The sequence below is a fragment of the Desulfurococcus sp. genome, assembly GCF_049970475.1.
GTDB classification, from domain to species: domain Archaea; phylum Thermoproteota; class Thermoprotei_A; order Sulfolobales; family Desulfurococcaceae; genus Desulfurococcus; species Desulfurococcus amylolyticus.
In genome coordinates this window covers 1-14,266 of record NZ_JBMFMW010000023.1, presented here as the reverse complement: position 1 = coordinate 14,266, position 14,266 = coordinate 1, and the positions used below count along the sequence as shown (strand labels likewise).

Below are 14,266 nucleotides of genomic sequence, written 5' to 3'. Positions count from 1 at the left end.
GGCAACAGTCATGGATGCCCTAGCAATAACTTATGGGGGTGGGGCGGCTGCTAGACAGGTTATCGAGAGAGCGTATAATCTCAGAGCGGATCTCGGGGAGGTAGCCAAGATACTTGCCTTGAATGGGTTGGAAGCCCTCAGGAATGTTAGGCCGGAGGTCGGGGTCCCTATAAGGCCAATGCTGGCTGAGAGGCTCAGCGACCCCAAGGAGATACTTGAAAAAGTGGGTGGGGATGCATTCGTTGAGTACAAGTATGATGGTGAGAGAGCCCAGATACATAAGAAGGATGATAAGGTATGGATTTTTTCCAGGAGGCTTGAAAACATAACCCACCAATACCCAGATGTCATTGAATTAGCTAGGGATCACTTAAAGGCTAGAGAAGTCATCGTGGAGGGTGAGATAGTAGCATACGACCTGGATACAGGTGAGTTGAAGCCTTTCCAAGAGCTTATGCATAGAAAGAGAAAGCACGAGGTTCGCACAGCACTTAAGGAATACCCTGTGAAGGTCTTCCTGTTTGATCTATTATACGCGGATGGACGGGACTATACCATAGAACCCCTCCCAGTTAGGAGGGGTAAACTATTGGAGATCGTTGATAGAACAGATGAGTTCACAGTGGCCGAGTATATAAGGACGAGCGATGTAAAAGAGCTTGAAAAATTCTTCTTGAAAGCCATAAGCGATGGAGCGGAGGGTGTTATGGTTAAAGCTTTACATGATGGCTCAATATATCAGGCTGGCACAAGGGGCTGGCTATGGATAAAGTTCAAGCGTGACTACAGGAGCGAAATGATCGATACAGTAGACCTAGTCGTCGTAGGAGCCTTCTATGGGAAGGGGAGGAGAGGTGGGAAGTACGGTGCACTACTCATGCCTGCCTATAACGATGAGAAAGACGTCTTCGAGACAGTATGCAAGGTGGGCTCCGGATTCAAGGACGAAGACCTAGACAAACTCCCAGAGATACTGAAGCCGTATATAAGAGATAGGAAGTCGCCTCGCGTGGTAGCCGAGATGGAGCCCGATGTATGGGTTGAGCCGGCACTTGTCGCTGAGATTATTGGGGCTGAATTAACTCTTTCACCAATACATACATGCGCCTACGGCAGGATTAAGAGCGATGCAGGCTTATCCATAAGGTTCCCAAGATTCATAAGGTGGAGGCCTGACAAGAGGCCTGAGGATGCTACAACTAGTAACGAGCTCGTTGAAATGTATAACCAGCAGTTAAAGAAGATAGCTGGAGAGAGTAAGCCGGTTGAGGAAGCCTAGCCACTCCATTGTACTTAGCGGGGGCAGGGTGCCTTAATGGTCTCTATAATAGTGTTCACTGGTCCTGCAGGCTCTGGTAAGACAAGCCTGGTTAAAGCGTATAGCGAATGGGTTAGAAGGACACTCCTATTAAGGACGGCTGTGGTTAACCTGGATCCAGGTGTCGAGGAGCCTGGTTACAAGCCGGTGCTGGATATAAGGGATTTCTTCACACTCAGGGATGTAATGGTTAAATATGGTTTAGGCCCCAACGGCGCATTCATTAAGTCATCTGAGCTGATAGCTGATTACATGGAGGATATACTTGGCAGGCCACCGTTCTCTAATATTGAGAAATGGGATCTAGTAGTGGTTGATACACCGGGACAGATGGAGGCATTCATATTTAGGCCTGCTAGCAGTGTTTTCCTTAGAAGGGTATCCAGGCTAGGTAACACTGTACTAGTCTACTTAATCGACTCATCCTCAATAGAGAGCGTTACAGATGCCGTCACCTTGTGGTTTATATATGTACTGTTACAGGTTAAAACAGGACTGCCAACTATTCCGGTTATAAGTAAATCAGATATGGCCAGGAATCGTGAAATAGTGAAATTATTGATTGAGAGGCCAACGGATTTATTAGGCATGATCAGGGGTGACACGGGGTTCGCTGGGGACATAATCCCTGATCTACTAAGCATAGCGTTGAAGACCATGGGGCCCCTAAGGGCTGTGGAGGTCTCAGCTTTAAATAAAGAGGGCATGGATAAATTACATGCATTACTCCATGAAGTGTTCTGTGCCTGCGGAGATCTCACTTAAGGATTTATTTTTATATCTGGATATTATCAAATGCCCGATAATTCACGACGGCTAGGGTTAAAGGTGGGTGTCATGCATATGGGTCAACCAGTGGAAATGGGTGTCTTAACCGCGTTATTTACCGTATTATATGGATTAATCCTTTTAGTAGCCGGTAAACTCGTTTTAAAGGTGATGATTTCAATCGGGGGAGGGCTTCTAGGAGGGTATATAGCATATTTAACTATGTTACGCATGGGCTTTGGGACCCTGGGCTCGCTGGCTGTATTCCTCCTGGTATTTATAATTATATCACTTGTAAGCTGGTTCCTGTTTAAAATAGTGCTTTCAATATTGGCCGCAGCGCCATTATGGCTCATTATAGCAGGGGGTCTCGGGCTTTCCTACTCGAGTCTCCCAGCCTTATTAATACTGGTTATCCTTGTTGTATTATTATACATTATATCAGAGAAATTGGCGAGCGTTGCTGCTTCCACGGCTGGGTTATTTATGTTGTACCTGGGACTCTCCAGCTTGGTTAATCCCCTGGTGGCTCTTACAGTAACTGTAATAGCATTACTTCTCCGCATATACCTATATGTAGCGTTCAAATGGTGAAAAAATGAAGCTATACAGGCCTAAGACGGCTGTAGGCAGGTACTACTCAATCCTGTTCTCTCTGCCCCACTGGGAGCTTCTGGCGGCTGTATTGATAGGGGTCTCAGTTATAGCCCTGTATGGGCTTAGAGAACGTGCTGTTCCCCTACTATTGAACGCTGTATTAATCATTCTGTTTCTAGAGGCTTATCGAGTGTTCTATCCTTTAACTGTTTTCCATAAGTTGAAGAGGATAATTGGTTTATCGCTGACCGTGCTTATATATACATTAATATACTACCTGCTACTCGGAGACTGGATCCTTGTCGTGGCGGCATCGTCAACGATAGTTATAACTGTGATCCAGGGTCTCGACGGCACCAAGTGGTGGAGATATATTATAGCGGTTGCACCATCTTTCACATCCATAGTGCTCTCCATGTGGATTACAAGCGGTGTTGTTTCACATACTGGTTTAGTAAAGGCTTTTTCACTAATACTGTTATTCATTATAACTGACTACTTAATATACCTCGTCATGGGTAGGCATAGGATCAATGGTTATAAGGCACCTGATCTTGGATCGCTCTTCCTACAAAACTGGCTTGAGAGGAGAAAGGATATCGAGAAGGTGATTGATGAGCTGTCAACCAGTGAGGGCGTTCACCCAAGGCTGATCTTCATGGATGACCTCTTAATAATATATACTGATCTACATTACGGCCCATTCTCGAACACGGGTAGCAGTGAGCTACCCGGCGAATTAAAGAAGTTGTTCTCCAGTCTAGGCTACTCGGTTGTAGCGCTCCATGGCTTCGGATCACATGATAGAAACCTGGCGTCCTCAAGGTATCTGAGGGACTATGTGAGGAAAATATATACAGCCGTGATCGATGCCGAGAAAACCAAGCTTAGATACCATGGTGCTTTAAAGCTAACAGGTGGAGACAGCTGGGAGGCCCTTGCACTGGTTTTCGATAGGTTGACAATAGTCTTCGTCTCGAGGCCGGTGAAGGGGATAGATGATATACCCTACAACCTGTTCTTCCGCTACAACGTGATAGCGAGGAAGAGGGGGTTAGGCGACTTAATACTGGTTGACGCCCATAACTGGGAGAAACAAGAGGACTTCAACCTCGGTGAGCTGGATAAACTACTCGATGAAGTAGTTGAGAAAGCCATAGAGCTGAAGAAGCGGCCGCCTGTCGAGGTATTATTCAGGTACAAGTGCTTTGAGACCAGCGCCCCCGGGCTTATACAGGGGAATGCATGCATCATCGAGGTTACCGGGGAGGGTAGGGAGCGGGTTGTCCTACTGTATCTACGCGGTAACAACATGAAGCCTGGTTCTCGAGATAAGCTTATCGATGTCCTCGGGAAGACCACCGGAGCTGATTACGTAGAGGTATTCACAAATGATGAGCATAGTGAGACAGGTGTTAGATCATCGTTAGCGTACATTCCAGTACATGATTCACCTGAGTTGCTCAGGGATACTGAAGTGGCTGCCAGGGAGTTAGTGGGTATGCCATATAGGCTTGGGGCATGGCATTCTTCAACGAGGTTTGACACCAAGTTGATGGGTTATACGGCCGTAATGCTGGAGAAGCTGTTAATGGCCTCCTATATAGAGGCATCGATCCTACTGTTATCCTATGCTTTCCTTCTACCAATTCTCCTAGCCGTCTTTAAAATAGCTCATTAAATTATTCGTGCCCCTATTCTTCAATAGTTTATAAAGCCTCTCCTCGATAATTACTATAAGCACGAGTGGTGGTCGGCATGAACACTATCCCTTTTAAAACCAGTTACCGTGTTGAAAACATTGTGGCAACAGTCATCCTTGAGCACGACCTCGACCTGGAGCTTATTGAGACAAGGATACCCAGCATCACTTATAAACCCGATCAATTCCCTGGGTTAATATTCCGTCTGGATAAACCCAGGGCTACAGCACTCGTGTTTAAATCAGGCAAGATGGTTGTAACAGGGACTAAGAGCACTCAGCAACTCGTTGAGGCAGTCAAGAAAATAATAAAGACGTTCGTGAAGAATGGTGTAAACGTCCATGGAAGGCCCCGTGTCCAGATACAGAATATAGTTGCAGGCGGTGATATACATGCATACGTGAACCTTGAGAAAGCAGCCTACCACCTTGAGGACAGTATGTACGAGCCCGAGCAATTCCCCGGGCTGATACATAGGATGAGGGATCCAAGGGTGGTTCTCCTAATATTCAGTAGTGGTAAAATGGTGATTACCGGTGCTAAGGAAGAGGTTGAGGTCGAGAGAGCTGTGAACAATATTGCTAGACAACTATATAAAGCTGGATGCATAGTGGGTCCCAGGCTAGGCGAGGAGGAATGACTTATTTTTAAACCACCTTAAACTATTAATTAGCATAGTGATGACGCGGGCAGCCACTTAGACCACTGGTTTCAATGGGATGAAGACCCTTATGCTCAATCTGAACATAGGGATATAGTCCTCCAGTTATTGGACAACACCAGGTTTAAAGGCTTCCTACACCATTCCTTGTCTCATGGTGTATTCAATGCCGTCTAGTAAGGAGGAAGCCGGGTACCTTGAGGGCTGTGTGTCAATCATAGTGAACACCCTATTATTCATTATTAAACTATACACTGGCATCCTCGCTAACTCTATAGCTATAATAGCCGACGCATTCCACACTCTATCCGATAGCATCACATCGGCGGCGCTTATAATAGGCTATAAAATAGCCTTTAAGCCACCCGATGAGGAACACCCATTTGGCCATCAGAGGTTTGAATCAGTTACATCTATAATTATAGGTACACTGCTAGGCGTCGTAGGGTTCGAGTTTATTCAGAGAAGTATCTCTAAGCTGATTAGTAGGGAAACCTTGATCTTCTCCTGGATAGCTGTGATATTACTAACTGTTTCAGTGATAGCTAAGGAGTTGCTTGCCCGGTGGGCTCTTGGATTAGCAACTAGATTTAATGCTGAAAGCATTAAGGCTGATGCATGGCATCACCGCAGCGACGCGGTGGCGACGCAAATAGTTTTGATCGGGTTATTCATGAGTAGGCTTGTATGGTGGATTGATGGAGTGTTAGGCTTAATGGTATCGGGGCTGATAATCTATGTTGCATATGATATAATCAAGAGGTCATCAAAAAACATATTGGGTAGATCACCGACTCCAAGCGAGAAATCGAAGCTGAAGGAACTCGCCTCAAGGATCTCAGGCAATATAAGGGATCTACACCACGTCCACCTACATGAGTACGGTGAACATGTAGAGGTAACCCTACATATAAGGCTACCTCCCGATATCAACCTTAATGAGGCGCATGAGATAGCTAGTAAACTAGAGGAGTTGATAAGGAAAGAGTTGAAGTGGGAGGCAACGATACATGTAGAGCCATATAAGGACTAAATATCCTTATTCACCGTGGTTTCACGTGCTTTATTAAAACGACAGCCATTGTAATGAACACTAATACGGTTACGGCCGTGAATACAGGGAAGAGGGTTCTCCATAATTCCTCACTAGGCTGGGTGAAACCAGTGTTATTTGAGGGGGTCGTTGTCTGAGTGAAAATAGGCTGGGTCACGTTACTAGTTGTTGAAGACTGCTCCTTCGCCAATATTATAGCTGTTAACGAGGGCACGGTGATCGATCCATTATACACCTCTACGTTCTCCCCGCTACTCACGTAGAGTATTGACCAGTTGCCTTCGGGTAACTTGTATGCTATAGGTTCTAAGGCATTGTTAGCCACTACGAGTACTTCGTCATTATAGCCTCTTGTATATGCGAGTATACTGCCCTCTGTGCTTAACACATGTATTATGCTTGTTGAAAGAGCTGGAATGGTGTTCTTTAACTTGCCGAGCTTCTTATAGTGTTCGAATACCTCCTGGTTCAATCTATCCCATTGAATAGGATATCTTTGTTCATCATAGTTGCTCTGCCTCCCGGTCACGCCTCTCTCATCACCCTGGAATACCACGGGCATGCCTGGCTGCGTATATTGGAGTGTTGAGAGTAGCTTTAACCGTTTTATGGATTCATTGCTTGGGGTATCCCTTAATCCCCCACCACCTAGATCAGTTAGTATCCTTGATGTATCATGTGATCCAATGATGTTGAAACCCATTCCGGCCACGTTGACACCTATACCGGCATAGTACTCGGATAACCTAGCTGATGCTGTGTAACCATTTAAAGTGCCCCCTGCATAGCTTAGCAATATGTTCCTACCTAGATAATAATTCATCAGGGAGTCGAATGCTTCGCCCCTCAACCACTTGGGGCGATAATCCCATATCTCTCCGACAATGTATGCATCGGGATACCTTGACTTAACGGCTTCACGGAGCTCTCTGAAGAAGTTTTCCGAGTCAATCACGTCTAGCGGCGCGTCAATCCTTAAGCCATCAAAGCCTATGCTCAGCCAGTATAATGCCACATTGATCAAGTACTGCCTTACCTCTTTATTCAATACATTCAGTTGTGGCAGACTACCTATGCCCCACCAGCACTTATACGCACTTGAATCCCCCAGCTTGAAGGGCCACTTGTAGATTATAAACCAGCTCCAGTAACGGCTACTGGGTCCATTCCTGTAAACGTCTTGGAAAGCCCAGAAGCCGAGCCCCACGTGATCAGGTACGAAGTCGAATATGACCCTTATACCGCGTTTATGCGCCTCATTCAACAGCATCATCAAGTCATCCAGCGTTCCAAACTTGGGATCCACAGTGTAGTAGTCGTATACATCATAGCCGTGCACGCTACCCGAGGTGAAGATCGGGTTTAAATATATTAATCCAATGCCGAGCTCCTTCAGGTAGTCGAGTTTCTCGGTGATCCCCTTTAAGTCTCCTCCGAAGTATTGGTGACAGCAATGAAGGGAGGTAACGGGTCCATCCCATCTCGTGAAAACTGGTGTACCCTTGGATACCTCGTTTATCCATAGTTCATCGGTTAAATTAGCCTTTAGATCATTGCTTGGATTCCCATTATAGAATCTATCAGGGAATATCTGGTAGCCCACCCTATCTCTAACCCATTCAACCTGCTTGAAAGGCATTGAACCGTTGAAATAGTAGAACCTGCTTGTATCCGTGTTATACACGTAGACGAGTGTCTCATTAGAGAGCGTTAGTCTGAAGTAATAGTTTAACCCGTTTACACTCCTATCCAAAGGTATGGTGGCATAATACATCCTCCAACTACTCGTCTCCAGCTGGAGTTTAAGAGGGTACTCGACGCCGTTAGCTATAAGCACTCCCGACGCGACATCTAGGGCTTTAAGGATTTTAATCCTAGGGATTAAATAACCATCCGCGATTGAAAGATATGCTGGGTCTATGGGATCATGTACGACTAGACCCGGGCCCTTGCCAGCATAGATTTCCAGCGTTTCAGAGCCGCTTTCAACAATAAATAACACCGGTGTTAAGACAAGCAATATGAATAATACTACGGCTAGCACCTTCTCCATGACTAGACGCCTCGGTATGCTGTTTCTGCTTTCATATAGGTTTACTATTAAATTCTTTTATTGAAGAATGTAATCGCATGCGTAAATCTATTCATGAAGCACTCAAGATGTGTGGGCCCTGGGGTGCCCGTGAACGCCTCCAAGCCAGATACAAACCCGAGAGGGATGCAGGGGGACAAGGATGAAGGGATGACATCAGTATGAGACCTGGGCCCCTCTCCAGAGGTTTTGATTAAAGCCAAGCTTTATTATATGCTCGAGGCTAATAGTATTTACAGGACTATATGAGGGATTCATAAGTAATGGTTGTTGTACCCGGTGAGAGAATCCATGTAAGAGGTTCCTCTAGAGTTACAACCCTTATAATACTGGTTAATGTATTAGTCTACTTCTACACCAGCTACCCTAATTTATTCCTTGAATCCACAAATGAGAGCATATACTTATTGGGCTTCATACCAGCCACATTATTCACTAACCCGTTGCAGGGGGTTGCAAGAATATTTACAGCGATGTTCACGCATGCTGATTTATTCCATATATTCTTCAACATGTACTTCCTATGGCTATTCGGCAGGAGGGTTGAGAGCATCATTGGATCCTGGAGGTATCTACTATTATATCTAACCTCAGGCATTGCAGCCGTGTTATTCCATGTAGCCATAATACCTGTCGGAGGATATGATTCACTGGTAGTCCCGGCTGTAGGCGCCTCAGGAGCGATAAGCGGTGTACTGGGGTCCTACCTATTAATGTTCCCTAATACAAGGCTCATGTGGTGCATGTCCTTCTTGTTCCTACCATACTGCTTCCCGGTCTCTACATCTGTATTCCTCTTGATATGGTTTGCTGAGCAGGTGTTATATGGGTATCTGAGGCTTGGAGGTGTTGCTTACTTCGCTCATGTCGGCGGCTTCGTCGCCGGCATTGCTCTAACATATATAGCTACGAAGAGTATTATAGAACAGTATAAGTCCAGCTACACCTACGACTACATATACGGGTGGCTCGAGGAGATCGGGATAGTTTTCAGAAGACCACGGGGACTAGGTAAGATAGCTAAGACCATACTCACAGTACTACTTCTTCTTGTGGCCGCAGGCTTCGCTTATGGCTTATACTTCATTAATACCACACCCCCATTAACCTACCTTCTCAACGTCTCAGCCAACGGCTCCAATGATACTGTCTCACTGGTCGTCTACCAGGGTAGCGTGGATGTTTCATATAGTAGTGTGGATAGTGTTAGGATATTATTGAATAGACTTACTCCCGTACTATATAATCCGAGCCTAGCCAACACTAGTGAGACATATGATAAGAACTATAATGTGAATATCCAGGGGATTCGGGTACCCATTCACCTCAGGATGAACGCTGTATACGATGAGGTAGGGGTTATGAGGTATGGTAGTGGTGAAATGTATACCAGGGTAGTGAACATCGATATGTATGGTAACGCCGTAATAGGTGATGCTATATCCATCGACTTCGTGCTGGACTCTATGAGACTGAATACAGTACCATTTTTAAGCATCGGCGGAGTCCTAGCATTAGGGATCACTATTTACTCAGTTCTATCCCTTAGGAGGGCTGATGAAATAGCAATGGTTACTGGGGAAGCCCCTTCATTACCTTACTACTAGATTTTTAAGGGCTCTCCATACTTGTTTAAGTAGACTACTTCCTCTAGGGGCTTCCTCGGTCTTAGGACAGGGTTTTCAGCAGGGTATCCGACAGCTAGTAGGGAAACCGGGGTAACATTGTCTGGGAGACCAAGTATCTCCCTGATCTCTTTTACATTCCTTAGTGTCTGGATCCATACTGTGCCTAATCCAAGGGCGTGGGCTGCTAGCATGAAGTATATTGTTGCGTTAGCGCAGTCGAGGATGTATGATGTCGGTGATTCCTCATTCATGCATGCAACCACTACTGCGAGGGGGGCATTTAACACTGGCCTCGCATATATATGTATCCCGCCGAGCCTTTGCCTGATAACCGGGTCCTCGATTATTATGAATCTCCAGGGTTGGCTGTTCCTAGCGCTCGGGGCATACCTGGCTACATCTATTGCTTTTAAGACCAGGTCTCTTGGAGGAGGTTCAGGCTTGAACCTTCTTATACTGCGCCTCGATTTAAGTAGCTCAAGTAATATCTCGCTCACCAGTGATCACCAGCGATAAATATTGTTTTCCAAGCTATTTAAGCGGAATTGTTGAACGGTTCAATAACCCTATTAAATACTGGGCGATAATAGCTGGATCCACGGTGTATACCATGGGCACGACTTGGAGCCAGGTGGAGAAATACAGGGAGCTAGCCTACGTATCAGGATTCATCTCGTTAGCCATAGTGCTAAAGTTCTTCGAGATCCCGTTTCCACTGGCATCATTCCTAAAATATGATTTCTCAGGGGTCCCCCTCGCGGTACTCGGGTTCAAGTCTATTAAGTGGGGTGTCACCGCTCTACCGGTGTACTATATTGTATCTGTTATAGCCGGCTCGGATCCCATAGGTATGGCAATGAAGACTCTTGCTGAGGCTTCAACATTCATCCCGCTTGTCCTCACCTATAAACACCTAGCGGGGAGGCTAGGGTTTAAGACAGCTTATTCTTTATCAGGTATCATAGCTATTGCATCCAGGACTATTGTTATGACGCTTGCCAATCTAGCTGTAACGCCTTTCTGGCTCATGATCACTTATCCCAAGTATTACCCAACATATTATGCAGCCTATGATTTCACAGTGAAGTACATGCCAGAGATAGCGGTATTCAATATAAGCATATCGCTAATAATAGTGTTTGCCGCACTACCAGTCTACAGGGTCTTAGCGAGGACGGGTGTAATAAATGAGTGATAACAAGCATGTGATAATACTTAGAGATGTGTGGTTCAGGTACCCGAGGAGTGGCTGGGTTTTAAAAGGAGTAAACCTCTACGTGCGTAAAGGGGAAAGCATACTTGTGATCGGCGGCACCGGCTCCGGGAAATCCACCATGGCTAGAGTACTCAACGGCTCAGCCCTCTGGATATATAATGGTGAGTTAAAAGGCGATGTAATCGTAGACGGCTTCAAAGTACGTGAGGACAGCAATCCATGGGTGTTGGCCAGGAAGATACACGTGGTTGGGCAGAATCCCTACATGTACTTCATTAATCCATTGTTGAGGGAAGACCTTGAATTTTATGCTTACAGCCTTTATGAAGACGATGAGATAGCTGAGAGAGCCTTGTGGAAGGCTGTTGAATCAGTGAGTGCGCGTGAACTCCTAGACAAGTATTTTTTTCGAGCTATCCGGGGGCCAAGCCCGTAGAGCCCTGGTCGCTAAGTCCATGATAGCTGATCCAGAGGTAATAGTGTTCGATGAACCATTAATGTGGCTCGACGACAAGGGAGTCAACGAGTTCCTGAAGCTAGCCGAGGCATTGAGGTTCATGGGTAAAACACTGGTATTCATGGAGCACAGGTTCATGCCATTACTGAGTGTAGTCGACAAGGTGTACGTGATGAGGAATGGTGTGCTCGAGGATAGAACCATTGATGTATACAGGCTTAAACACGAGACGTATCCTGAAGCAGCTACAACATATAATGTATCCATGAATAAGGAAGACCCTGTAACAGTGTTAAAAGCCGAGAACGTGTGGTATAGGGTAAACGGCTTGAACCTGCTTAAAGGTGTTGATTTAACCGTGTCTAAAGGAGACCTCTTATACATATATGGTGAAAACGGCTCCGGGAAAACCACGTTACTGAGGATATTGGCTGGCTACCTGAAGCCTGTGAAAGGCAGGGTGTGGAAGAGCGGGGAAGCAGTATATGTCCCGCAAAACATCCACATGTTCTACACCGAGGAATCCATAACAAGGGAGATAGAGGGGATCTGTAGATCATCGAGGAGTAAAAGGGAATGCATTGAAAAAGGCTTGAGGATCACGGCGGGGCTCAACGTGGATCCGTCACAGCCAGCCTTTAATCTATCCCATGGGCAAATGGTCAAGCTAGCTGTCAGCCTAGCAGGGTTGAGGGAGGAGGTTGACATAGTACTCCTCGACGAACCCTTCTCAGGCCTCACCTATGTTGACAGGGTTAAGCTTGTGAATAGCCTCATTGGGCTTGGTAAAGCGGTGGTTATAGCTGTAAGTAGTAGTGATATACTGGGGTATCCACCGGGCTCCAAGACCTACAGGCTGGAGAACGGCGTCCTCCTACAGAGGAGTGAAGCAAAGGGGTCCACCGTGGCATCCTATGCCAGCATAGCCGCTGGGCTACTCGGTGACGCCGTGTGATCAGGGATTTAGCTTACATGTTCATCCAGTCCAAGAGGGATCCAGGCTTCAGCACGCTGTGTAAGATCATCTACTCGCTCGGCTTGATCGCCGTGCTCACTGCATCAAGGAGCATCAGCTACTCCCTCTACTACCTCTACCCAGCCATGATACTCTCCCTTGAGCTAGCAGTTCTATCATGGCTGAAGGGTTATAGGACAGTGGTGAATGGGTTAAAGCTAATCGTGGTGTTCACACTACTTGGAGCCATTATATCATACCTGGCTGTGCTGGCTGGTATGCCAGCCATTCCACCCAGTGAGATGGTTACCGGGGCTGTGAGGTTGGTTGCCTTCTTCCTAGCCTTTACACAGTTATTCCAGTTGCTAAGTGTTGATGAGTGGAGGCGCATTCTAGCAGCCCTGGGTCTACGTGATCAAGCAGTGATCCTTACACTATTATTGTCGCAGCTACCCTTAACACTCGTATACTTCAGCGAGGCATTGGTGACTATAAGCCTTAAGTATAGGGGGAGACGGATGGGTGCTTTAGTGACTCCTTTAATCTACCATACAGCATTGCTGACTCGGAGCAGGCTTGAAGCGCTTCTACAGTACCCGGTGAAGCCCTCGTACTCTGGGTTGACATTGTTCAGGGTGAAAGACATATATCTATACATCATGCTAGCCCTACTAGTTCTCCCATTAATACCTGGTTTCATGGTATAATGATCTCCCTGTAGTAGTCCCTGCCCTGGCTAGTCCTCAGCGTGAGCCTTAAATGGAGGCCGGGGCTCACCGTTATATCACACCCCTTGATATTGGCTGTATGAAACACCATCTCGATGGATTCACCGGGTTCAATAGGTACTGGTTGACCGGGTAGGGTATAGTGTTCAATCACTCTGTTACGCGTCACATTAACATCAATATTGCAAACCCTGTTGTTGAGAAGCAGGTACTCTATGTCGGCCGTCCTACTGCCATGATTGCCGATCAGGAGCCAGATTCTCCATCCATCACCAGTATAGTTCACACTATGCGCTATGACAACTATGTCTATCCCTGTATCCATGAAGGGATTGCCCTGGATCCAGAAGACGTAGGCTATGCTTACAACTATGGTGACCGCGATTAGAACTGCTATACCTATGACCTCCCCGTCGCTAAGCATGAATCCTCTCCATCATGATCATCTCCAACGTTAAATATTAAATATTTCGGTAATACCCAGGTATAGGGCAATGTAGCTTCGGATCTCGCTTGCTAGAATTCATTAATCGAGGTGCTTCCTCCCAGGGTTTGCTACATGCTTCTTTTTATTCTACACATATAAATAACTGTATTGGTTACAGGAATTCGGAAAGGATTTAGAACCCGCGGCAGGCTCATTAATACAGGGTGGAGCCCGGGCCCAGATGTATTAGCTTCCTTAATTGCTTCACAGGGCGTTGGGGAGCTTGTGGTGCTCATGGAGAAGTGGCCGGATCCGGATGGATTCAGGGATGCTGTATCCACGTTGCTGAGGGATAAGTATGGTGTAATAGAAGTTATGCTACGCGTTGAAACAGTGTACTGTGGTACCAGCTACTACCTATATAAATTCACTAGGGCATCATAGACCTCGAAATAATCTACTAGCCTATTAATAACTACTCAGTCAACTAATTCACATATTACAGGAAACAATTAAGCTGGATGATACCTGCTGGAGGAGAAAGCATTGTGTAGAAACACATATAAAAAATAGCATGGATTTAAAGGTATTATTAGCATTCCCTATGGTAACGTTATCTGCTTCGGGTACTCCTTGCCAGCTGCACTGTGTAGCTTTATCTC

15 protein-coding genes are annotated in these 14,266 nt (G+C 46.0%); 12 read left to right on the top strand and 3 right to left on the bottom strand.

The annotated features are described in order from the left end of the window. The 6 genes from ACP5N5_RS02660 to ACP5N5_RS02635 all read left to right on the top strand — a co-directional run. Positions 1 to 1,279: ATP-dependent DNA ligase (locus ACP5N5_RS02660; protein WP_428132514.1), on the top strand; the 1,279-nt coding region annotated here is incomplete at its 5' end. A 36-nt stretch (positions 1,280 to 1,315) separates the two neighbouring features. After that, on the top strand, positions 1,316 to 2,083 hold the full coding sequence (locus tag ACP5N5_RS02655) for an ATP/GTP-binding protein (RefSeq protein ID WP_428132509.1): 768 nt from the start codon (positions 1,316 to 1,318) through the stop codon (positions 2,081 to 2,083). Positions 2,084 to 2,155: 72 nt separating this feature from the next. Further along, complete coding sequence (locus ACP5N5_RS02650; protein WP_237697079.1) at positions 2,156 to 2,680, top strand: glycosyltransferase; 525 nt, start codon at positions 2,156 to 2,158, stop codon at positions 2,678 to 2,680. Between the two features lie 4 nt (positions 2,681 to 2,684). Beyond that, positions 2,685 to 4,364, top strand: coding sequence for a DUF2070 family protein (locus ACP5N5_RS02645; protein WP_428132503.1), 1,680 nt, complete (start codon positions 2,685 to 2,687; stop codon positions 4,362 to 4,364). Positions 4,365 to 4,441: 77 nt separating this feature from the next. After that, positions 4,442 to 5,026, top strand: coding sequence for a TATA-box-binding protein (locus ACP5N5_RS02640; RefSeq protein WP_012607943.1), 585 nt, complete (start codon positions 4,442 to 4,444; stop codon positions 5,024 to 5,026). Positions 5,027 to 5,213: 187 nt separating this feature from the next. After that, on the top strand, positions 5,214 to 6,080 hold the full coding sequence (locus ACP5N5_RS02635) for a cation diffusion facilitator family transporter (protein ID WP_237697078.1): 867 nt from the start codon (positions 5,214 to 5,216) through the stop codon (positions 6,078 to 6,080). Positions 6,081 to 6,090: 10 nt separating this feature from the next. Here the strand turns inward: ACP5N5_RS02635 and ACP5N5_RS02630 are convergent, their stop codons facing one another. Continuing rightward, a complete protein-coding gene (locus tag ACP5N5_RS02630) occupies positions 6,091 to 8,154 on the bottom strand; it encodes a glycoside hydrolase family 13 protein (protein WP_428132498.1) in 2,064 nt (687 codons plus the stop codon). A 302-nt stretch (positions 8,155 to 8,456) separates the two neighbouring features. Here ACP5N5_RS02630 and ACP5N5_RS02625 point away from each other — a divergent pair, with 302 nt between their 5' ends. After that, positions 8,457 to 9,800 (top strand): rhomboid family intramembrane serine protease, encoded by a 1,344-nt coding sequence (locus ACP5N5_RS02625; protein ID WP_428132496.1) that lies wholly within the window; start codon positions 8,457 to 8,459, stop codon positions 9,798 to 9,800. On the opposite strand, the gene ACP5N5_RS02620 is transcribed toward ACP5N5_RS02625, so the two are convergent. Continuing rightward, positions 9,797 to 10,318, bottom strand: coding sequence for a nitroreductase family protein (locus tag ACP5N5_RS02620; RefSeq protein WP_042667326.1), 522 nt, complete (start codon positions 10,316 to 10,318; stop codon positions 9,797 to 9,799). The two genes, ACP5N5_RS02625 and ACP5N5_RS02620, sit on opposite strands and share 4 nt — an antisense overlap. A 113-nt stretch (positions 10,319 to 10,431) precedes the next feature. Here ACP5N5_RS02620 and ACP5N5_RS02615 point away from each other — a divergent pair, with 113 nt between their 5' ends. The 4 genes from ACP5N5_RS02615 to ACP5N5_RS02600 are packed head-to-tail and all read left to right on the top strand — an operon-like array spanning position 10,432 to position 13,156. Further along, on the top strand, positions 10,432 to 11,016 hold the full coding sequence (locus ACP5N5_RS02615) for a hypothetical protein (protein WP_428132488.1): 585 nt from the start codon (positions 10,432 to 10,434) through the stop codon (positions 11,014 to 11,016). Then, positions 11,009 to 11,473: an ATP-binding cassette domain-containing protein gene (locus ACP5N5_RS02610; protein ID WP_428132484.1), complete on the top strand. Its 465-nt coding sequence runs from the start codon at positions 11,009 to 11,011 to the stop codon at positions 11,471 to 11,473. Before ACP5N5_RS02615 ends, ACP5N5_RS02610 begins: the two co-directional genes overlap by 8 nt. A gap of 19 nt (positions 11,474 to 11,492) precedes the next feature. Next, on the top strand, positions 11,493 to 12,449 hold the full coding sequence (locus ACP5N5_RS02605) for an ATP-binding cassette domain-containing protein (protein ID WP_428132481.1): 957 nt from the start codon (positions 11,493 to 11,495) through the stop codon (positions 12,447 to 12,449). Beyond that, positions 12,446 to 13,156 carry a hypothetical protein gene (locus ACP5N5_RS02600; protein ID WP_428132478.1) on the top strand — a complete coding sequence of 237 codons (711 nt, stop codon included), beginning with the start codon at positions 12,446 to 12,448 and terminating at the stop codon, positions 13,154 to 13,156. Before ACP5N5_RS02605 ends, ACP5N5_RS02600 begins: the two co-directional genes overlap by 4 nt. Here the strand turns inward: ACP5N5_RS02600 and ACP5N5_RS02595 are convergent. Continuing rightward, complete coding sequence (locus ACP5N5_RS02595) at positions 13,146 to 13,601, bottom strand: hypothetical protein (RefSeq protein ID WP_276814033.1); 456 nt, start codon at positions 13,599 to 13,601, stop codon at positions 13,146 to 13,148. The genes ACP5N5_RS02600 and ACP5N5_RS02595 overlap by 11 nt on opposite strands. A 297-nt stretch (positions 13,602 to 13,898) precedes the next feature. Here ACP5N5_RS02595 and ACP5N5_RS02590 point away from each other — a divergent pair, with 297 nt between their 5' ends. Then, positions 13,899 to 14,048: a hypothetical protein gene (locus ACP5N5_RS02590; RefSeq protein ID WP_428132471.1), complete on the top strand. Its 150-nt coding sequence runs from the start codon at positions 13,899 to 13,901 to the stop codon at positions 14,046 to 14,048. The last annotated feature ends 218 nt before the right edge of the window (positions 14,049 to 14,266 follow it).

What these genes read in the sequence shown, in the direction of transcription:
- ACP5N5_RS02655 (WP_428132509.1), top strand. Translation starts at nt 1,316, where the DNA reads ATGGTCTCTATAATAGTGTTCACTGGTCCTGCAGGCTCTGGTAAGACA.
- ACP5N5_RS02650 (WP_237697079.1), top strand. Translation starts at nt 2,156, where the DNA reads ATGCATATGGGTCAACCAGTGGAAATGGGTGTCTTAACCGCGTTATTT.
- ACP5N5_RS02645 (WP_428132503.1), top strand. Translation starts at nt 2,685, where the DNA reads ATGAAGCTATACAGGCCTAAGACGGCTGTAGGCAGGTACTACTCAATC.
- ACP5N5_RS02640 (WP_012607943.1), top strand. Translation starts at nt 4,442, where the DNA reads ATGAACACTATCCCTTTTAAAACCAGTTACCGTGTTGAAAACATTGTG.
- ACP5N5_RS02635 (WP_237697078.1), top strand. Translation starts at nt 5,214, where the DNA reads ATGCCGTCTAGTAAGGAGGAAGCCGGGTACCTTGAGGGCTGTGTGTCA.
- ACP5N5_RS02630 (WP_428132498.1), bottom strand. Translation starts at nt 8,154, where the DNA reads ATGGAGAAGGTGCTAGCCGTAGTATTATTCATATTGCTTGTCTTAACA.
- ACP5N5_RS02625 (WP_428132496.1), top strand. Translation starts at nt 8,457, where the DNA reads ATGGTTGTTGTACCCGGTGAGAGAATCCATGTAAGAGGTTCCTCTAGA.
- ACP5N5_RS02615 (WP_428132488.1), top strand. Translation starts at nt 10,432, where the DNA reads ATGGGCACGACTTGGAGCCAGGTGGAGAAATACAGGGAGCTAGCCTAC.
- ACP5N5_RS02610 (WP_428132484.1), top strand. Translation starts at nt 11,009, where the DNA reads ATGAGTGATAACAAGCATGTGATAATACTTAGAGATGTGTGGTTCAGG.
- ACP5N5_RS02605 (WP_428132481.1), top strand. Translation starts at nt 11,493, where the DNA reads ATGATAGCTGATCCAGAGGTAATAGTGTTCGATGAACCATTAATGTGG.
- ACP5N5_RS02595 (WP_276814033.1), bottom strand. Translation starts at nt 13,601, where the DNA reads ATGCTTAGCGACGGGGAGGTCATAGGTATAGCAGTTCTAATCGCGGTC.
- ACP5N5_RS02590 (WP_428132471.1), top strand. Translation starts at nt 13,899, where the DNA reads ATGGAGAAGTGGCCGGATCCGGATGGATTCAGGGATGCTGTATCCACG.